Raw genomic sequence first — 17,740 nt, forward strand, 5'->3', positions numbered from 1 at the left:
TCTTACGCGCCAGAAAATGCTTATCAGAGAGTCAGTACGATGGAAAACAAAAAAATATTCCCAAAAGAAAAAAGCGGATTACATCCACGAAATCGGCATCGTTCGCGCTATGATTTTGATGTACTTTCAGTTAGTTGCCCAGAGTTGGTTTCTTTCCTGGCACCGACCGCCTACGGGGATATTTCTATCGATTTTTCTGATCCTCTGGCAGTAAAAATGCTTAATCGGGCATTGTTGAAACACTTCTATGGTATCGAGCATTGGGATATTCCTGCTGATTTTCTGTGTCCACCGATCCCTGGTCGTGCCGATTATCTGCATCATCTGGCCGATTTACTGGCGAGCAGTAATGCTGGCGTGATCCCGCAGGGTAAAAATATTGCGCTGCTGGATATTGGTGTCGGCGCTAACTGTATTTACCCGATTATTGGTCAGCGTGAATATGGCTGGCGTTTCACCGGTACTGAGATTGATCCACAAGCTGTCAGCGCGGCAAAAATGGTGGTATCAATGAATCCTACCTTGAGGAATGCGTTACGCCTGCGGCAGCAAAAAGATCCACAAGCCATTTTCGACGGTGTCTGGCTACCTAATGAACGCTATGATGCTACGCTGTGCAACCCGCCGTTCCACGCCTCTGCCGAAGAAGCGGCCGCAACGACCCGCCGTAAACTGCACAAACTGGGTAAAGGCGATGTTGCCGCCAAGCCTGTGCAGAATTTTGGGGGCAAAAACAGTGAGTTATGGTGTGACGGTGGCGAGGAAGGGTTCGTCAAGCGCATGGTTGTGGAGAGTGTTGCTAAGGGGCAGAACTGCTTCTGGTTTACCTCACTGATTTCCAAAAAAACCACCTTGCCAGCGATTTATCATGCACTACGTTACGCGAACGCTGTTGAGGTGCGCACCATTGATATGGCGCAAGGGCAAAAGGTCAGCCGTTTCGTTGCCTGGACATTCCTGACGCCAGAGCAGCAAGCCGCCTGGGCCGCAGAGCGCTGGTAATATTATGGCGCTGATAGCGATTTTTACTCAGATTAAGAATCAGCAAACAGTGATATAAGCAGTGTCAGTTACCGCAAATTGCATGAAAAAGGCGGGTGTCATTGAAGATACCCGCCTTTTTTCACGTAATGCCAAATGGCTTATCAGGAAACGTGTTGCAAGAATTCCCGTAAACGATCACTTGGTGGATGGGTGATGAGAGTATCCGGATCACCGTCCTGCGCCACCCGGCCTTTATCAATAAAGATCAGGCGTGATGCCACTTTCTGCGCGAAACCCACTTCGTGCGTCACGATGACCATTGTCATGCCTTCTTCCGCCAAATCTTTCATTACGGTCAAGACTTCATGACGCAACTCTGGGTCCAGCGCCGAGGTTGGCTCATCAAACAGCATTAGCTTGGGTTTAACCGCCAGTGCGCGGGCGATAGCCACACGCTGCTGCTGGCCACCAGACAACTCTGACGGATAATGATGGGCACGATCTTCCAAACCGACCTTAGCCAACAACGCGAGAGCCTGCTTATTAGCGGCTTCTTTGGATGCGCCGCGAACCCGTATTGGGCCGAAAGCGACATTTTCCAGTGCGGTAAGATGCGGGAACAGGTAAAACTGCTGGAACACCATGCCCGCTTCCTGACGAATCAGGCGTTCATCCACTTTGGGGTCATTGACATCCAGGCCATCGACAATCAACTGACCGCTGGTAATGACTTCCAGTTTATTGATACAACGCAGCAGGGTAGATTTCCCCGAGCCGGATGGACCAATAATCACCACCACTTCTCCCTTGGTGATATTCAGATTGATGTCGTGGAGCACCTGGGTTTTACCAAAGTGTTTGGAGACGTTTTTGAATTCAATCATATTATTTTCAGCTTTCTTTCTAACCGACGCAGAACGAAGCTCAGCGCCAGCGTGATAATCAGGTAAATAACCGCCACCGCACTCCATATTTCCATCGCGCGGAAGTTCCCGGCAATAATTTCCTGCCCCTGACGAGTCAGTTCAGCGACGCCGATGACGATAAACAATGAAGTATCTTTGATGCTGACGATCCATTGGTTACCTAACGGTGGCAGCATACGGCGTAGTGCCAGCGGTGCAATCACATAACGTAAGGTATCGCGTTTGGACAAACCCAGCGCCAGACCCGCTTCACGGAACCCATTATGGATTGACAGCACCGCACCACGGGTAATTTCCGCAATGTAGGCACCGGAGTTAATCATGATGGTGACGATCGCTGCGGTTAAGGGATCGATGCGCATTGGCATCATCATTGGCAGCGCAAAGTAGATAAACATCACCTGGACCACAATTGGCGTGCCACGGATCAATTCGATAAAAACTAATGCGATATTTCTACTCAGCCAACCGCCGTAAGCGCGGGCAAAACCTGCTACAACCCCAATAATCAGGCCGCCAAGCAACCCCAGGACCGAAATCCACAGGGTTAACTTGGCACCTTCAAGCAGGATTGGGATGGCGGGCCAAATAGCGCTCCATTCAAACTGCATGGATATTCTCCTGGTCTATACTCGTCAGACTTCGAACTGCATGTGTTGGCCGCTTTCATAGACCCGAATCATTGACAGGTGTCAACTCATCGGGGCTTATTCGCTTGCCGCCTTCCTGCAACTCGAATTAGTTAGAGTATAAAAATTTTAAAAAAAAGAATTACTTAGGTTCTACACCGAACCATTTTTTATAAATTACAGCGTAAGTGCCGTCTTCTTTCAGGGATTTCAGCGCGGCGTTAACTTTTTCACGCAGGTCACTGCCTTGTGGGAATGCGACACCATACTGCTGAGCTTTAATGGGTTCACCCACCGCTTTGAACTGGCCATTACCGGCAGTTTTAATGAAGTAAAGGATGTTTGGTGTGTCATGTAGCACCGCATCAGCGTTGCCCGTACCTAACTCAAGATAGGCGTTATCGATATTCGGGAATTGGCGCAGATCCTTGGTTTTGATGTTGGCTTTCGCGTAATCGACCGAACCGGTGCCGCTTTTCACTGCCAGCACTTTGCCTTTCAAGTCAGCTTCGCTTTTGATGTCGTTATTATTCGCTTTGACCATCACCAGCAGGCCGCTGTTGTAATAGCCATCAGAGAAGTCGACAGCTTTTTTACGCTCGTCGGTGATAGTGATCCCAGCCAATGCCAGGTCAACATTTTTGGTTTGTAGCGCAGGAATGATACCGCTGAAGTCCATTGGTTTCAGGGTATATTTCAGATCGAGTTTTTTCGCGATGGCATCCCACAAATCGATATCAAAACCGACATATTTATCCCCCTGTTTGAATTCAAAAGGAACGAAAGCGGTATCTGTAGCGACGATCAGTTCTTTTTCTGCGGCGTAGGTGTTAACGGCAAAGGCCAGCGTAAGTGCGGCCAATGAAACTTTGACAAGTGACTTCATAAGTGGGAGTTCCTTTATGCTTTTGTGGATTACCCTTGGTACATGGTGTCGCAGCAGTGCTGGCGGTTCCTGTTACTCGGCCCGAAAACAGGCCTCACTTTCAGGAGGCCGCTGCAAGCAGCGTGAAAATTTGCTTCAGACAGATTTGACACCCTATTTTCTGAACTAAATCAGTCTATTGGGATTTTCTGGTCGGTCTGGCTACAACGCCAATTACTTTGAGCATGGAGATCCGTTTTTTATATTTCAGAGTGCAATATGAAAAGATCGTGCCAGAAATGCAAGTTATTTAAAAATAACGATATTTTACTAAGTGATTAGCGTGCAATTACTTAGCTGACACCATTTGCACCAATATGACTCACCAAAACGGTGCGTTAATATCATTTTGGTGCAACTAATCCATTATTTGTTTATTATTAACTAGGAAGTAAATAATATGCAATCAATAGCTAACATTTATATAACAATATTGTTAACTATCTCTTATTTTGTTTGAAAAGGGGGTGATAAGGGTTTAGACGCTGGGGGTTATCTGAGTTGGCTATCTTTACTACCACGGCGGTTATATCCGGCATGGTTAGCCTGATGTTTATCTAATTCATTTTGGCAGGTCAGGCAATACTTAACTCCGGCGAGGGCTTTGCGCCGCGCTGCGGGAATAGCTTGTCCACACTCAAGGCAATACATTTCACTGTCACCTTTACCGAGTGCCTGGCGAGCGCGTTGCACGGCATCATCAAGGGTGGAGTCAATTTGATCCTGCACTGCGCCGTCACCTGCCCATCCGCTTGCCATATGGCCTCCGTAAACAGGGCCGGAATACCGGCCCTGTTGCGTAATAATAATGCATCTAATGCGCGTGATTACTCAATATTTGCTTCAAGGAACCACAGGAATTTATCCAGATCACGCGATGCGGCAGTGAACATGTCTGCGCTATCCTCATCCTTGACTTCTGTTATGGCCTTACGCACACAGTTCGCCACCACACCATATCTGTCTGCCAACTCTTTTAGGTGATCTTGCACCTTTTGAATGTGAGTTGGATAGCTCTTCAGTGGTGTTTTATCTGTAACGAGTTGTGCAGTACCCAGTGCCACGCCACCTAATTGCACTGCGCGTTCTGCAAAGGTATCCAGATGATCGGTGAGGGCAGTGCGGAAGCCATCCAGCATTTCGTGAACCGCGATGAAGTTAGCACCACGCATGTTCCAGTGAGCCTGCTTAGTGATAAGCGACAGATCGATAAACTGGATAACCATCTGGTTTAATAGCTTAATCGTAAGCTCTTTAGTATGTTCATCAACATTATTACGCGTATAGAGGAGTTCGGAGGATTTAGCTTTCACCAGTTTTGCTGTACTCATAATAGGTATCCCTTTATTGAGTTGATTACCAATTTCTTCACCGCAATAAGTATAACAAAGATATTCTATTTTGCAGGTTAGATTCGGCCTATCAATTAAATCGTCGACAACGACAGTTATTTTTAAATGTAATTTAATGTTTCGCTTTGAGAATAACGCGGATTTTATCCCAAGGTCTAATCGATAAAGGCTATCACTGTGATTTTTATGTTTCTTATTATTTAAATAGGGGGGTGAGCTGTTACATAACGCTGATTTATATGTAGCGATGGGGGAAGTCATTATTAATTAATGACTTGTCACCGTACTGGTGGAATGACATAGAAAGTAAGTAATATATTAAATAGAGAGTTTATTAGGTGGGCTGTTTGGCGAGCATATTATTTATAGGAATGAGCTGGAGAATGAATCTCACCAGCACTGCCGACGCGGTTATTATCGGGCCTGGGCGACAATAAATAAACGTGGCAACCCCAGTAAGCGGCGGACATCGGCTTGTTGCGGGCTGCTGTATCAATGCGAGCCAGATAATCTTGCAGGAAATCCTGCTGTGAGGTGTCGGGAGTGGCGCGCAGACAGTCGGCAATCGCCGCTGATAAGAACATTCGGTGGTAATAGATGGTGCGCCAAGTATCTATCTGATTAACATGGGAGGACAGCAAATCGGCATCAACGCCCACCAACTGGGCATCAGGAAAGTGTAAATGCAATATCAACGCTAACGTTGCTCCAGTGAACGGTGCATCACGTAAGCATCAACGTAGCCCAACTGACTATGATTAAAGGCTTTTGGCAAAGTGGCGATAATGTCGAAACCGAGTTTTTGCCACAATGTGACCGCCAAGGTATTGGTGCTGACAACAAAATTAAATTGAATAGCCCGATAACCGAGTGCTGTTGCCTGCTCAATACAATGTATCCCGAGAGCCTTGCCAATACCCAAACCGCGTACTTTGCTATCCACCATAAATGATGCATTCGCAACGTGACTACCGAGTCCGCGCTGATTATCGATCAATTTATAAATGCCAACCACTTGCCCCTCATGCAATGCAACCCAGCAACGAACCCCTGTACCAAACCAGTAATCGTAGGCATCCTGTTTGGGTGTGTCTGGGGTGAAAACATAGGTATCACCATGACCAATTATGGCCTGAAATAGTGGCCATATTGCGGCAAAGTCTGCTGATGTGGCGGTTCTGACGTCCATGACAACTCCCCTTTTATTCGGTGATTTGCTCTAACTGTGGCTTGGGTTTGATGGTCAGGGTGGCACCGATGGATGCGCAGATAATTGATGCCAGCGCCAACCATTGCACCATCGTCAGATGCTCATTTAAGAAAACCAGCCCTGAAACAGCCGCTAAAGCAGGCTCCAAACTCATTAATGTGCCAAATGTACGGGCAGGAAGGCGGGTCAGAGCGACCATCTCCAGCGAGTAGGGGAGGGCTGTAGACAATATTGCTACCGCCAGCGCAATAGGCAATATTGCCGGATCGAACAGCGCCATGCCGTTATAGACGACACCAATCGGGCAGAAAATAAGTGCGGCAATCAACGAACCGATCGCAACAGTTCCAGGGCCGTGATCGCCACCGGCCTTTTGCCCTGAAACAATATAGATTGCCCAGCAGGCACCGGCTCCTAATGCACAAGCTGCACCAAACAAGTCAATAGTATCGACGCTATGTCCCAGAGGCAGCAGGAACCATAACCCCAGAATCGCCAGCCCTACCCAGATAAAATCCACCGCGCGACGGGAGGAGAACATAGCGACCGCCAACGGGCCGGTAAACTCCAATGCAACAGCAATACCCAGTGGCACGGTTTTCAATGACAGATAAAACAGAAAATTCATGCCACCTAACGCAACCCCATAGACGAGCAGGGGCAAACGACTCCCCGCAGCAAATCGCATTCGCCAGGGTTTGAAGATAATAAATAGAATAAGAGTGCCAATTCCCAGACGCAACGAGGTAATTCCTTGCGCGCCAACCAATGGGAATAGGCTTTTTGCCAGTGATGCTCCACTTTGTATTGAGATCATGGCGATCACCAGCAACAAAATAGGGAGCAATGGGAGTGTATTTTTGGATGAAGGAGACAAAGACATCCTTTTGAGCCTCAAAGAAAAGTAGACGAACCCGTTTTTGCTAGTGTAAATGAAATGTCAGCGGAGTGTTTAAAAATCATCAATGCGGAAAAAAAAGAAAAAAAGAGCGTAAAAATTTATTATTGTTGTTTTTTTATTCTGTGATTGGTGTTTATTTGCACTGTTAAATTAAGAATTATCTGGAATGACTCTTAGTGATGTATGTCACAATAAGAGGTATAATGCACCAAAATATCTGAAGTATTAGTAACATAGAAGATGCTTGAAACTGTTTGTTACACCAAATAAATGATTAGACAACCATTAGCGGGCAGAGTTTCCCGCTGTTTATTGTTATAATTACATGGTGTTTTTGTTTCACTCTAAAATTTGCGTTTTTCGAGGTGGTTATGAAAAAAATTACATGTCTTTCAGCAGTGGCAGCTTGTGTATTAGCAGTGTCCGCAGGTTCAGCTTTTGCCGGTCAAAGCACCGTTTCTGGTGGTTATGCCCAGAGCGACTACCAAGGTGTTGCTAACAAATCTTCTGGTTTCAACCTGAAGTACCGTTACGAGTGGAGTGATTCTCAACTGGGTTACATCACTTCTTTCACTCACACTGAAAAAAGCAGCTTCGGCGATAGTTCAACTGTTTACAACAAAGCACAGTACAACTCTATCACCGCAGGTCCAGCTTACCGTATCAATGACTGGGCTAGCATTTATGGCCTGGTAGGTGTGGGTCACGGTCGTTTCAGCCAGAACTACCCAACTTATGCTAGCGACAAAAACAGCACCAGCGACTATGGTTTCACCTACGGCGCAGGTTTACAGTTCAACCCAATGCAAAATGTTGCACTGGACGTCTCTTACGAACAGAGCCGTATCCGCAATGTTGATATTGGTACTTGGGTTGCTGGCGTAGGTTATACTTTCTAAGTATAACCTGTGCTCATCAGCATTCACCCTCAACAGTGATATGCTGTGTCTGATAAAAATCCGCCTTCGTGCGGATTTTTTTCGTCTGTCGTTTGCGGCATAAGCAGGCAGTTGCAGAGTTTTGTGCTATTTCATTGTTGATAATGATAATTGATTTCATTATTATTGCTCACCTGATTTAATTAATAACAGGGAGTAATTAATGAGGTACGGCACAATAGGGTTGCTGGCATTACTGCTAACCGGATGCGGTGGCACATGGTTTCCTGAGCAAGGCAACTCAGAACCTCGCAAAGCAAAATTCAGTGTTTATGGCGATCAGCGAACCAGCGCACAGCGGGCATTATCATGCCATCGCACCCGCCATTGCACTAATGATGATTGGATGAACCCTGATCCAGACTATGTCGGGTTTGGTGTGAGTTACTGATGATATTATTGCGCGGGTATATTGCTTTGCCCGCGTTTGTCACAATTATACGCATCATCCGACCGTTTTTATCGCATCGTCAATCAGTGCGAGTACCTGCTGAGGGTGGGAGACTAAGGCAAGGTGACTCGAAGGCAATTCAACAACTTTTTGTGCCTGAATTCGTTCTGCTAATTCGCGTTGTGTCTCGACCGGCAACATTCGGTCTTCTGTCGATATCTGATACCAACAAGGTTTAATCCGCCAAGCCGGTTGAGCTGACTTATCTGTAAACACACGGGCGGCGAGCGGTTTTTGTGTCAACGCCATGACCAATGCTTCGTTTTTATCGATGTCATGACACATATTTTCATGGTACTTGTCAGTATCAATCCACAGAAAACCATTATCATCAGGGCGAATAGAAGCTGCGCCAATGGGCGGTTTACGTAATGCGAAAGTACTGGACAAACTTTCACCGGCATCGGGGGCAAAGGCCGAAAGATAAACCATGCCGACTACATTCTGTAGGTGGCCGACCTGTGTAATCACCATGCCACCATAGGAGTGACCGACTAAAAGTGTAGGGCCATATAACGCAGCGGTAATCTTTATAGCACGTTCTACATCGTATGCCAGCGATGTTAAGGGATTTTGGATCGCAATAACCCGGTGGCCCTGGGCATGTAAATCAGGAATGATATGACGCCATTGCGAGCCATCAGCCCAAGCGCCATGTACCAGCAAAATATTAAATTTCTTCGCCATATCATCCTCAGCATACTTGCAGTTACGGATACTATCTTGATGTAAAAATAGCGTTATATAAAGATAACCTTATGCAGAAATAACGTTTTTACGAATAGTACTTTTCGGTAGTTTAGCCATTGGCTAATGGTTTATACGGCGATGCTTAAATAACGCCATTACTAAAATTAAGTATAAGGAACTTTCAGGAAATAGCCTTAAGATAAAGATGAAAATGACAGACTAAATTAATATACCAAAGTGTAGTAGGCGATATAATATCATTGATGACAAAAACATCATATTTTAAATAAGTGAAAACAATAGATTAACACAGGATATGGCTAAGGACTTATTGTGCTATTTATTTGTAAAACTAGAATTATATGACAAACTATTATCAGCTCTGATTTATCTTCACTGTTCTAATTGTGATTCACTTGTCAAGGTGGATTGTAATTAAAAACAATGGGTTGTAATAAAAATAGGTGTAATCATGACGATACTCAGTGAGTCGGTTCCACCCATGCTGCATGACACCAAGCTTGAGCAGCAAATCCTAAGGCGTTCAATTTTTTGTACGCTATTTATTGCATCAATGGGGATAGTCTTCGGTATCGTATGTGGTTCAATGTCGATTATTTTCGATGGAATGTTCTCTGCACTGGATGCTGGAATGTGCAGTTTATCTCTGCTGGTTTCACGATTACTCGGGCAGCCTCACAGCCGGCGTTTTCAATATGGTTTCTGGCATGTTGAGCCGTTAGTATTGGCTTTCAACGGCAGTTTGCTGGCCTTTCTCTGCCTTTACGCATTTGTTAATGCGATCAAAGGTATTTTTGAGGGGGGGCGCGAACTGGAGTTGGGCTGGGCGATTGTGTATGCATTAGTTGTCAGTATTTTCTGTTTCACTCTCTTTTTAAAACAACGTCGTTTAAATAAGCGGGTTAAATCTGAGTTGATTGCACTGGATACCAAAAGCTGGTTGATGTCAGCCTGCATCAGCGCAGCCTTATTAGTGGCGTTTCTGATCTCCTGGAGTTTGGAGGGCACCCGGTATGAACACCTGATTGTTTATACCGATCCTAGTGTTCTGGCGCTATTAACACTGATATTAATACCTGTTCCGATTAAAACGGTGATTGCAGCTGTGCGCGAAGTGTTACAGATGACGCCGGATAGACTGGATAATGCCATTGAAACGCTAATGGAGCGGTTAATGGCAAAATATAAATTTATCGATTATTCCCACTATGCCACCCGCATGGGGCGAGGACTATTTATAGAGATTCATGTGGTTATTCCACCGGAAATGGAGACCCGTGGCGTGAGTTATTTCGACAAGATACGTGATGAGATCGCTAAAGAAATTGGTGAGTCTGGGCCTCATCGCTGGCTAACAATCTCTTTTACCCGTGATGCCAAGTGGCTTTAAACTGATTAACCAGGGAAATAATTATTATGGAAAAGATGATAGCTAAACGCCGTGTAACACTGAACTCGGTTGTGGCACCAATGGGCTTTAATACTGCTTGCTGTGTTCCACTGAGTGATAAAACCATCACTTTTCGCAAAGAAAAAATAATCAATAATATGCTCCGTGACGATATCGATTACCTATTGGTTTATGCCGATAAAGAGCATGGTGGTAATTTTGAGTATCTAACTGGATTTATCCCCCGATTCGAAGAGGCCGTAATGGTGCTGCATGTTTCAGGGGCCGTCTATTTATTGTTGGGTAATGAAAATTTAAAATTGTCTCAACATGCAAGGATCAATAATACTGCGATTCATGTGCCCTATTTTTCCCTGTCTAACCAACCGATGGAAAATAGCAAAACCTTGCCAGAATTATTAGCAGAAACAGGTATTGGGCAAGCTAATAAAGTGGGTGTGGCAGGTTGGAAACTATTTACCAGTAAGTTAGAGGGTAACGATCAACTATTTGATATACCTCATTTTATTTTGGATGCTATCAAGCAGGCCGTTTTACCCACAACAGCGGTTATTAATGCGACAAACGTATTTATTGGTTGCGACAACGCTGCCAGAATGACCAATAATGCCAATGAACTGGCACATTATGAATACGGAGCCAATTTAGCCTCCAATTGTATCCTCAATGCCTTGGCCGCAGTAGATATTGGCAAAACAGAAAAACAGCTTGGCAGTTATTTGGCGGGAGAAGGGCAACCCACTAGTGTTGTCATGATTGCGGCCACCGGTAATCGTTTTGAGCAGGCTAATTTGTATCCTGGCGATAAGGTTGTACAACAGGGCGATAAAATATCACTGACGACTGGGTTTAAAGGCGGCTTAAGCAGTAGAACCGGCTATGCAGTCCATCAGGCAGAGGAGTTGCCAGCAGCGGAAAAGGATTATCTCGATAAAGTCGCGATACCTTATTACACCGCCGTCGTGGCCTGGCTGGAAAATATCCGAATCGGTATGTCTGGCAAAGAGATGTATGCATTGGTTGAGTCTGTATTCCCAAAATCGCAATACCATTGGTCGTTAAATCCAGGCCATCTGGTGGCGGATGAAGAGTGGCTATGTTCGCCTATCTACAGTGGCTCCGAAGAGAAGATTAACAGCGGGATGATATTCCAAATCGATATTATTCCCTCGGTGAAAGGTTATGCGGGGGTGAGTGCCGAGGATGGTATTGCATTAGCTGATCAACAGCTTCGCCACCAACTGGCCACTGAGTACCCCGAAGTATGGCAACGGATTCAACAGCGGCGCGACTATATCCGTAACGTATTAAATATTTGTCTCAGTGAAGAGGTATTACCGATGTCGAATACCGTGGGTTATCTGCGGCCTTTCCTATTGGATAAATGCAGCGCACTGCACTGTATTGCGCAGTGATAACACAGATAACGTTATCAACTTGAGGGGCTATATCGCCCCTTTTATCGGTATCTGGCATTACCTTAATAGCCACTAGCCCCGGTATTTACCCGCTTGGTGAGATTTCGTGCAAAACTGAGGGCGATACTCTCGCCATCTTGTGGCATAATGCGCGCCGAATCACATTTTCTAATATTCTTGAATATCCCTATTCAGTAATCCAATCGAGAGCGAGCGCTGTGCTAAGTACTAACAATATCACCATGCAATTCGGCAGCAAGCCGCTGTTTGAAAACATTTCAGTAAAATTCGGTGGCGGTAATCGCTATGGCCTGATCGGCGCTAATGGTTGTGGTAAATCCACCTTCATGAAAATCCTTGGTGGTGACCTGGTGCCAAGCGGCGGTAACGTATTCCTCGATCCGAATGAGCGTCTGGGTAAGTTACGTCAGGACCAATTCGCCTTTGAAAACAACACAGTGCTGGATACCGTTATTATGGGTCACGGCGAACTGTGGGAAGTGAAAGAAGAGCGCGACCGCATCTACGCGATGGCTGAAATGAGCGAAGCCGACGGCTATAAAGTGGCTGATCTGGAAGTTGCCTACGGTGAAATGGATGGGTACAGCGCAGAAGCCCGTGCTGGTGAATTGCTGCTCGGTGTCGGTATTCCGGTTGAACAACACTATGGTTTGATGAGCGAAATCGCTCCCGGCTTTAAATTGCGTGTATTGTTGGCGCAGGCCCTGTTTTCAGACCCGGAAATTTTATTACTCGACGAACCAACCAACAACCTGGATATCGATACTATCCGCTGGTTGGAGCAAGTGCTGAATGAACGTAGCAGCACCATGATCATTATTTCCCATGACCGTCACTTCCTCAATATGGTGTGTACGCATATGGCGGATCTGGATTATGGCGAATTGCGTGTTTATCCGGGTAACTATGACGAATACATGACGGCAGCGACTCAAGCGCGTGATCGTCTGCTGTCTGATAACGCGAAGAAAAAAGCCCAGATCTCAGAGCTGCAATCTTTCGTCAGCCGCTTTAGTGCTAACGCCTCTAAATCCAAGCAGGCGACTTCACGCGCCCGTCAGATTGATAAAATTCAGCTTGATGAAGTGAAAGCGTCCAGCCGTCAGAACCCGTTTATCCGTTTTGATCAGGATAAAAAACTATTCCGTAATGCGCTGGAAGTTGAACTATTGACCAAAGGTTTTGATAACGGCCCGCTGTTTAAAAAACTGGATCTGCGCCTGGAAGTGGGTGAGAAAGTGGCTATCCTCGGGCCAAATGGTATCGGTAAATCGACTTTGCTGAAAACTCTGGTAGGGGATTACGAGCCGGATTCTGGCACCGTGAAATGGTCTGAAAACAGTAAGATCGGTTACTACGCACAGGATCACGCCAGCGATTTTGAAATTGACCTGACAGTATTTGACTGGATGAGCCAGTGGAAACAGGAAAAAGACGACGAGCAGGCTGTGCGCAGTGTGCTGGGCCGTTTGCTGTTTAGCCAGGATGATATCAAGAAGAAAGTTAAAGTACTTTCTGGTGGTGAGAAAGGCCGGATGCTGTTTGGTAAGCTGATGATGCAGCGCCCTAACATTATGGTAATGGATGAGCCAACCAACCATTTGGATATGGAATCGATTGAAGCTCTTAACATGGCATTGGAAATGTACGAAGGCACGTTGATCTTCGTTTCCCATGACCGTGAGTTTGTCAGTTCCTTGGCAACCCGAGTGATTGAAATGACACCGAACAAGTTAGTCGACTTTACCGGTAATTATGAAGATTACCTGCGTAGCCAGGGTATTCAGTCGTAATAAACGGATGAGTTGTTGATTGAATTGATTTTTAATAAAAAGCTGATGCATCGATAGCATCAGCTCAGTTTTTTAAAGGCAGGATTTCCCCCTGCCTTTATCTGTTATGTCTTCTCAGCCGTACTTAGCAGGCTCCTTTATCCTCCCAGACCTTATTCCAGCCGGTGCCGTTGCCTGTGGTGTCGGTTACTGCGTTATCACCGGGTATAGTCTCAGCAGAGACCCACCACTTGTTGATATAAACTCGCCCATCTTTACTGACTGTCGTCGGGGCGCTATAGACTTTCTGCTGCCAGGATGGCGCGCTACACTGTTGCGCAGCGACAGGTTTTGACTGGATTTTCAGCTCATCTTCAAGCGTGGTATCGCATATTCCATCGTCTTTCCAAACCTTACTCCCATCGGTGCCGTTACTGGTGGTGTCAGTTACTGCGGCATCACCTGGTACGGTTGCGGCGGATACCCACCACTTGTTGGTGTAAACACGCCCGTCTTTACTGATAGTAGTTGGTCCGTTATAAACTTTCTGCTGCCAGGATGGTACACTGCACTGCACTGGTTTTTCTACCGTTTCTGGCGTGGCTTCCTCAATAATTTCACCGCTTAGATATTGAGTGCCATCGTAACTTTCCAAGTATTCCCAATATGAATTGCTGGTTTGATTACTAGGGAAATACCAATATGATTTTGTTTTTAAACGGAAATAATCTCGAGTACCAGTGTAGTGATTATCGTATAGATAGAATGTACCTGGGATACCTTGACGGGATGCTTCACTCCAGTGATTAAAATCGCCCCCTACTTGGTAGCGCTGTTTGATCAGTTCATTGTAGGCTTCGCGGGGCGAACTATTTTCACCACTGGTTTTCAATTGCGTCGAACTGGCCAGTCTCATGGCCATATTATTGCTATCCGTTACAGTAACCGGAATGGACAGCATGGCATTTTGTAATACGTTACGTGGTGCTCGCAGGGTAATTTCTTTGCCATTATCCGCAATAACGTCAATGCCCTTTGGAATATCCCATTGGTAGGTCAAGGCTGATACATTGCGATTCGTCACCTCTACAGATACGCTGAATATATCCCCCGCATTGACTGTGTCAGGCACTCGTACATCGCCGGTAATATTTTGCTGGGTTAACGGGTAACTATGGACAACATTACTGTCTCTATTTTCCCAAATAGGTGTCCTTAAATCAGATAAATTCATTGCCTTTAATTGGGCGCTGGTTTCTTTTGTCGGTTTTATTCCCCATTTATGGAAAAAGGCTTTCAGATTAATACCAGAAACTCGGCTGGTTTCGAGCAGGAAACGCTGTTTTTTCTCATCGTTATTCTTTGGCCATTCTGCTGGCGGAAGTGTGCGATAACGATCACCAAGGCGTTGGTAGAAGTCCTTGCCGAATGCTAAATCCAGTTGCCAAAACATACCCAAACGGACAAATCCGTCGCCATCTTCATAGTTTTTGCTTCTTTCATTTAAAAAGGCGGTGATAGCATCCCAGCGTGATTCAGCTTCAAGACGTGAGGTTTCTCCCAGCGCTCGCTGAACATACAAAGAGGTCAGGTTTACCGTGGTTTCAGTATCATTATCAAAAGTCCATGCTGGCATTTGATAGTGGTGGCCCAATTCATGCCACGGTCCCCAGCCATCACTTTGTAATTTTTGGGGATTAATGACTTCTGCAATACCGCCAGTGTTGGAACCCAGCCAGTAATTGGATGCTGACATATAGCCGCCCGTACTATCTGGCTTGCTGACAAACTGGTATTGGAAAGGCGTTGCGCGATGGGGGAAAGCCCTCTCGTTACTGAGGCCGAACTGTTTTTCTGCGAGGTCGACAATACGATCCCACAACACCAATACACCTTTAGGATCGCTCGCTTTATCACGCATATCTTCGAGCGGCATGGTGAGAATCATGCGTTTGCCCACCAGTTCGGCAAAAGGAGCATCACCAAATTGTGCCAACTGTTGCCGCCAGTCTTCAACAGTATTTTCATCCAGAATAAAGCGAGGCATTGGCTTGCCGCCCTCTAGCAGATTAACTGTAATCTCACTGCTACCGGGTTGATTCGTTGCTGTAAAATAAATGGGGCCAGTATTCTGAACCTCAATCTCATTGATGCCTTGCTGTAGTTTAACGACCTGGCGATCAAAGTCCTTTTGCTGACCTTTATTAACCGGCACAATCCACAGCTCAGGCAACGTATCAATATCTTCCCCCTGATGTTGGTACTCAATGCGCAGACTGTCACCTTTACTTGCCCAAAAACCGCTGGATTGCGTTGGATGTGTAAGGAATTGACGCTTTTGTTGTGTATTAAAGTAATACGGAGAACCCTTTTGAGTCAGATGAATTTGTCTCGATGCTTCAGATGTACTATTGCTATTTGCAATTTCAGTTTGCTGAATTGACATGTTGGTCGGAATATCTGCAACGGAGGCGGATAATGTGGAAGAGAAGCCCAGTGCCAATAATAGGCTCAAAGCAATAGGTGTAGTACGTAAAACAGGGGGCAACATAAAGCTAACTCCGGATAGCATTCAACTCCACCATGAATAAATGAAGATTGAATTAAGTTAAGAAAATAATTTACGAGGAAAACATATTAGTACATCAATTATTAACTCACTATTTGACTAAGACGGAACAAAGAAAAGTCGAAAAAGGTAATGGTAATTAATGGAAAATAAGGGTTGTTGGTATCACTTACGCCCTTATTCCTTAAGAAAGAGAAGTAATAGATAAGCCTTAAAATATCGGAATCCAAAAAATAAGGGAGGCTATTAGCCTCCCGCAGGAGAGCGTTCATAATTCTGTGTCACGTTAAAAAATCATTACAACGTAATCACTTTATCGAGGCGGCCTTCAAAATAAATCGCCAACTGGGACAATGTCAAATTCCAGCTCTGGATCGGCATTGTCCATTTTTCCTGCGCATTCATTAATCCCAGATACAGTAATTTCAACAGACTGTTTTCATTCGGGAACGCGTCTTTCGTTTTTGTTAGTTTTCTGAACTGCCGATGCACCGATTCAATGGCGTTTGTCGTGTAAATGACCTTGCGGATCGTTGCCGGATATCGGAAGTAACACGACAGATTGGCCCATTTTCTCCGCCACGACTGAAGTACCACTGGATATTGTTGGCCCCATTTTTCTTCCAGTTCGTCCAGTGCGATTTCCGCTGCCTCTTTTGATACCGCACGATAAACTGGCTTTAAATCAGCCATAAACACCTTGTGATGCTTCGATGCGACATATTTTATCGAGTTACGGATCTGGTGGATGACGCACAACTGAACTTCTGTATCGGGGTAAATGCTGTTTATCGCTTCCGGGAACCCTGTCAGACCATCCACACAGGCAATCAGAATATCGTTCACACCACGATTTTGTAGGTCGGTCAGTACCGACAGCCAGAAATTAGCGCCTTCACTTTCAGACAGATACAGGCCCAGTATCTCTTTTTTGCCTTCCAGATTCAGGGCGAGAACAGTGTAGACCGCTTTGCTCTGATAACGCCCGTCTTCGCGGATTTTATAGTGGATAGCATCCAACCAGACGAAGGGGTATACCGCTTCCAGCGGGCGTTGTTGCCACTGTTTCAGCTCAGGAATAACTTTATCGGTGACCGCGCTGATGGTGGCACTGGACACGCTGAAAGCATATAAATCCTCAATTTCCTGGCTGATATCTTTGTAGCTCATGCCAAGTGCGAACATACGGATGATCTTGCGCTCGATCTCATCGGAAAGTGTGGTCTGGTGCTTCTTCACCAACTGAGGTTCAAAAGTACCATTGCGATCGCGGAGCGTGGCCAGTTCAAAGCTGCCAGTGGGTGTTTTAACGGTCTTTTTGCCTGAGCCGTTTTTACGGTTGGCTTCAACGTCCTGAGTCAGATGCGAATCGAGTTCAGCAGCTAATGCAGCTTCGGTTAACTGTTTGATTAATGGCGTTAAGATGCCATCTTTCCCGGTTAATGCCTGACCGGACTGGAGTGCCTTAAGCGCTTTGTCGAAATCGAAGGGTTGGGACATGTGTCATTCCTTTTTGATTGCA

General features: G+C 45.7%; 17 protein-coding genes. 6 read left to right on the forward strand and 11 right to left on the reverse strand.

Going from position 1 to position 17,740, the window contains the following annotated elements:
• The first annotated feature begins 39 nt into the window (after window positions 1-39).
• Window positions 40-1,002 carry a 23S rRNA (adenine(1618)-N(6))-methyltransferase RlmF gene (gene rlmF, locus AT01_RS19200; RefSeq protein WP_167335178.1) on the forward strand — a complete coding sequence of 321 codons (963 nt, stop codon included), beginning with the start codon at window positions 40-42 and terminating at the stop codon, window positions 1,000-1,002.
• 143 nt (window positions 1,003-1,145) lie between these two features.
• On the opposite strand, the gene glnQ is transcribed toward rlmF, so the two are convergent.
• The 8 genes from glnQ to rhtA all read right to left on the reverse strand — a co-directional run bounded on the left by glnQ (window position 1,146) and on the right by rhtA (window position 6,909).
• Window positions 1,146-1,868 carry a glutamine ABC transporter ATP-binding protein GlnQ gene (glnQ, locus tag AT01_RS19205; protein WP_042548281.1) on the reverse strand — a complete coding sequence of 241 codons (723 nt, stop codon included), beginning with the start codon at window positions 1,866-1,868 and terminating at the stop codon, window positions 1,146-1,148.
• A complete protein-coding gene (gene glnP, locus AT01_RS19210; RefSeq protein WP_004699468.1) occupies window positions 1,865-2,521 on the reverse strand; it encodes a glutamine ABC transporter permease GlnP in 657 nt (218 codons plus the stop codon). The genes glnQ and glnP overlap by 4 nt, the downstream gene beginning before the upstream one ends.
• A gap of 160 nt (window positions 2,522-2,681) precedes the next feature.
• Complete coding sequence (glnH, locus tag AT01_RS19215; protein ID WP_042548282.1) at window positions 2,682-3,425, reverse strand: glutamine ABC transporter substrate-binding protein GlnH; 744 nt, start codon at window positions 3,423-3,425, stop codon at window positions 2,682-2,684.
• 531 nt (window positions 3,426-3,956) lie between these two features.
• Complete coding sequence (locus tag AT01_RS19220) at window positions 3,957-4,223, reverse strand: DksA/TraR family C4-type zinc finger protein (RefSeq protein WP_004699466.1); 267 nt, start codon at window positions 4,221-4,223, stop codon at window positions 3,957-3,959.
• Between the two features lie 68 nt (window positions 4,224-4,291).
• Window positions 4,292-4,795: a DNA starvation/stationary phase protection protein Dps gene (dps, locus tag AT01_RS19225; RefSeq protein ID WP_042548283.1), complete on the reverse strand. Its 504-nt coding sequence runs from the start codon at window positions 4,793-4,795 to the stop codon at window positions 4,292-4,294.
• 380 nt (window positions 4,796-5,175) lie between these two features.
• Window positions 5,176-5,511, reverse strand: a complete 336-nt coding sequence (locus tag AT01_RS19230) for a hypothetical protein (RefSeq protein ID WP_042548284.1) — start codon at window positions 5,509-5,511, stop codon at window positions 5,176-5,178.
• 2 nt (window positions 5,512-5,513) lie between these two features.
• Window positions 5,514-6,005: a GNAT family N-acetyltransferase gene (locus AT01_RS19235; protein ID WP_042548285.1), complete on the reverse strand. Its 492-nt coding sequence runs from the start codon at window positions 6,003-6,005 to the stop codon at window positions 5,514-5,516.
• Window positions 6,006-6,018: 13 nt separating this feature from the next.
• Window positions 6,019-6,909 (reverse strand): threonine/homoserine exporter RhtA, encoded by an 891-nt coding sequence (gene rhtA, locus AT01_RS19240; protein WP_042548286.1) that lies wholly within the window; start codon window positions 6,907-6,909, stop codon window positions 6,019-6,021.
• A gap of 389 nt (window positions 6,910-7,298) precedes the next feature.
• On the opposite strand from rhtA, the gene ompX reads away from it, so the two are divergent.
• Together ompX and AT01_RS19250 are read left to right on the forward strand one after the other, a co-directional pair.
• The gene (gene ompX / locus AT01_RS19245; RefSeq protein WP_042548287.1) at window positions 7,299-7,826 is read left to right on the forward strand and encodes an outer membrane protein OmpX; all 528 of its coding nucleotides are present in this window, start codon (window positions 7,299-7,301) and stop codon (window positions 7,824-7,826) included.
• Between the two features lie 202 nt (window positions 7,827-8,028).
• The gene (locus AT01_RS19250) at window positions 8,029-8,256 is read left to right on the forward strand and encodes a hypothetical protein (RefSeq protein WP_042548288.1); all 228 of its coding nucleotides are present in this window, start codon (window positions 8,029-8,031) and stop codon (window positions 8,254-8,256) included.
• 54 nt (window positions 8,257-8,310) lie between these two features.
• Here the strand turns inward: AT01_RS19250 and AT01_RS19255 are convergent, their stop codons facing one another.
• On the reverse strand, window positions 8,311-9,003 hold the full coding sequence (locus AT01_RS19255) for an alpha/beta fold hydrolase (protein ID WP_042548289.1): 693 nt from the start codon (window positions 9,001-9,003) through the stop codon (window positions 8,311-8,313).
• A 475-nt stretch (window positions 9,004-9,478) separates the two neighbouring features.
• Between AT01_RS19255 and AT01_RS19260 the strand changes: the two genes are divergently transcribed.
• The 3 genes from AT01_RS19260 to AT01_RS19270 all read left to right on the forward strand — a co-directional run bounded on the left by AT01_RS19260 (window position 9,479) and on the right by AT01_RS19270 (window position 13,670).
• On the forward strand, window positions 9,479-10,417 hold the full coding sequence (locus AT01_RS19260; RefSeq protein WP_042548290.1) for a cation diffusion facilitator family transporter: 939 nt from the start codon (window positions 9,479-9,481) through the stop codon (window positions 10,415-10,417).
• Window positions 10,418-10,497: 80 nt separating this feature from the next.
• A complete protein-coding gene (locus AT01_RS19265) occupies window positions 10,498-11,853 on the forward strand; it encodes a M24 family metallopeptidase (protein ID WP_235427322.1) in 1,356 nt (451 codons plus the stop codon).
• Window positions 11,854-12,074: 221 nt separating this feature from the next.
• A complete protein-coding gene (locus tag AT01_RS19270; RefSeq protein ID WP_071841554.1) occupies window positions 12,075-13,670 on the forward strand; it encodes an ABC-F family ATPase in 1,596 nt (531 codons plus the stop codon).
• Between the two features lie 124 nt (window positions 13,671-13,794).
• Here the strand turns inward: AT01_RS19270 and AT01_RS19275 are convergent, their stop codons facing one another.
• Both AT01_RS19275 and AT01_RS19280 read right to left on the reverse strand, forming a co-directional pair.
• Window positions 13,795-16,200: a M60 family metallopeptidase gene (locus AT01_RS19275; protein ID WP_042548292.1), complete on the reverse strand. Its 2,406-nt coding sequence runs from the start codon at window positions 16,198-16,200 to the stop codon at window positions 13,795-13,797.
• A 315-nt stretch (window positions 16,201-16,515) separates the two neighbouring features.
• Complete coding sequence (locus AT01_RS19280; protein ID WP_042548293.1) at window positions 16,516-17,718, reverse strand: IS256 family transposase; 1,203 nt, start codon at window positions 17,716-17,718, stop codon at window positions 16,516-16,518.
• Window positions 17,719-17,740: the final 22 nt, after the last annotated feature.

Origin of the sequence: Yersinia aldovae 670-83 (assembly GCF_000834395.1) — a bacterium.
Taxonomy (GTDB): Bacteria; Pseudomonadota; Gammaproteobacteria; order Enterobacterales; family Enterobacteriaceae; genus Yersinia; species Yersinia aldovae.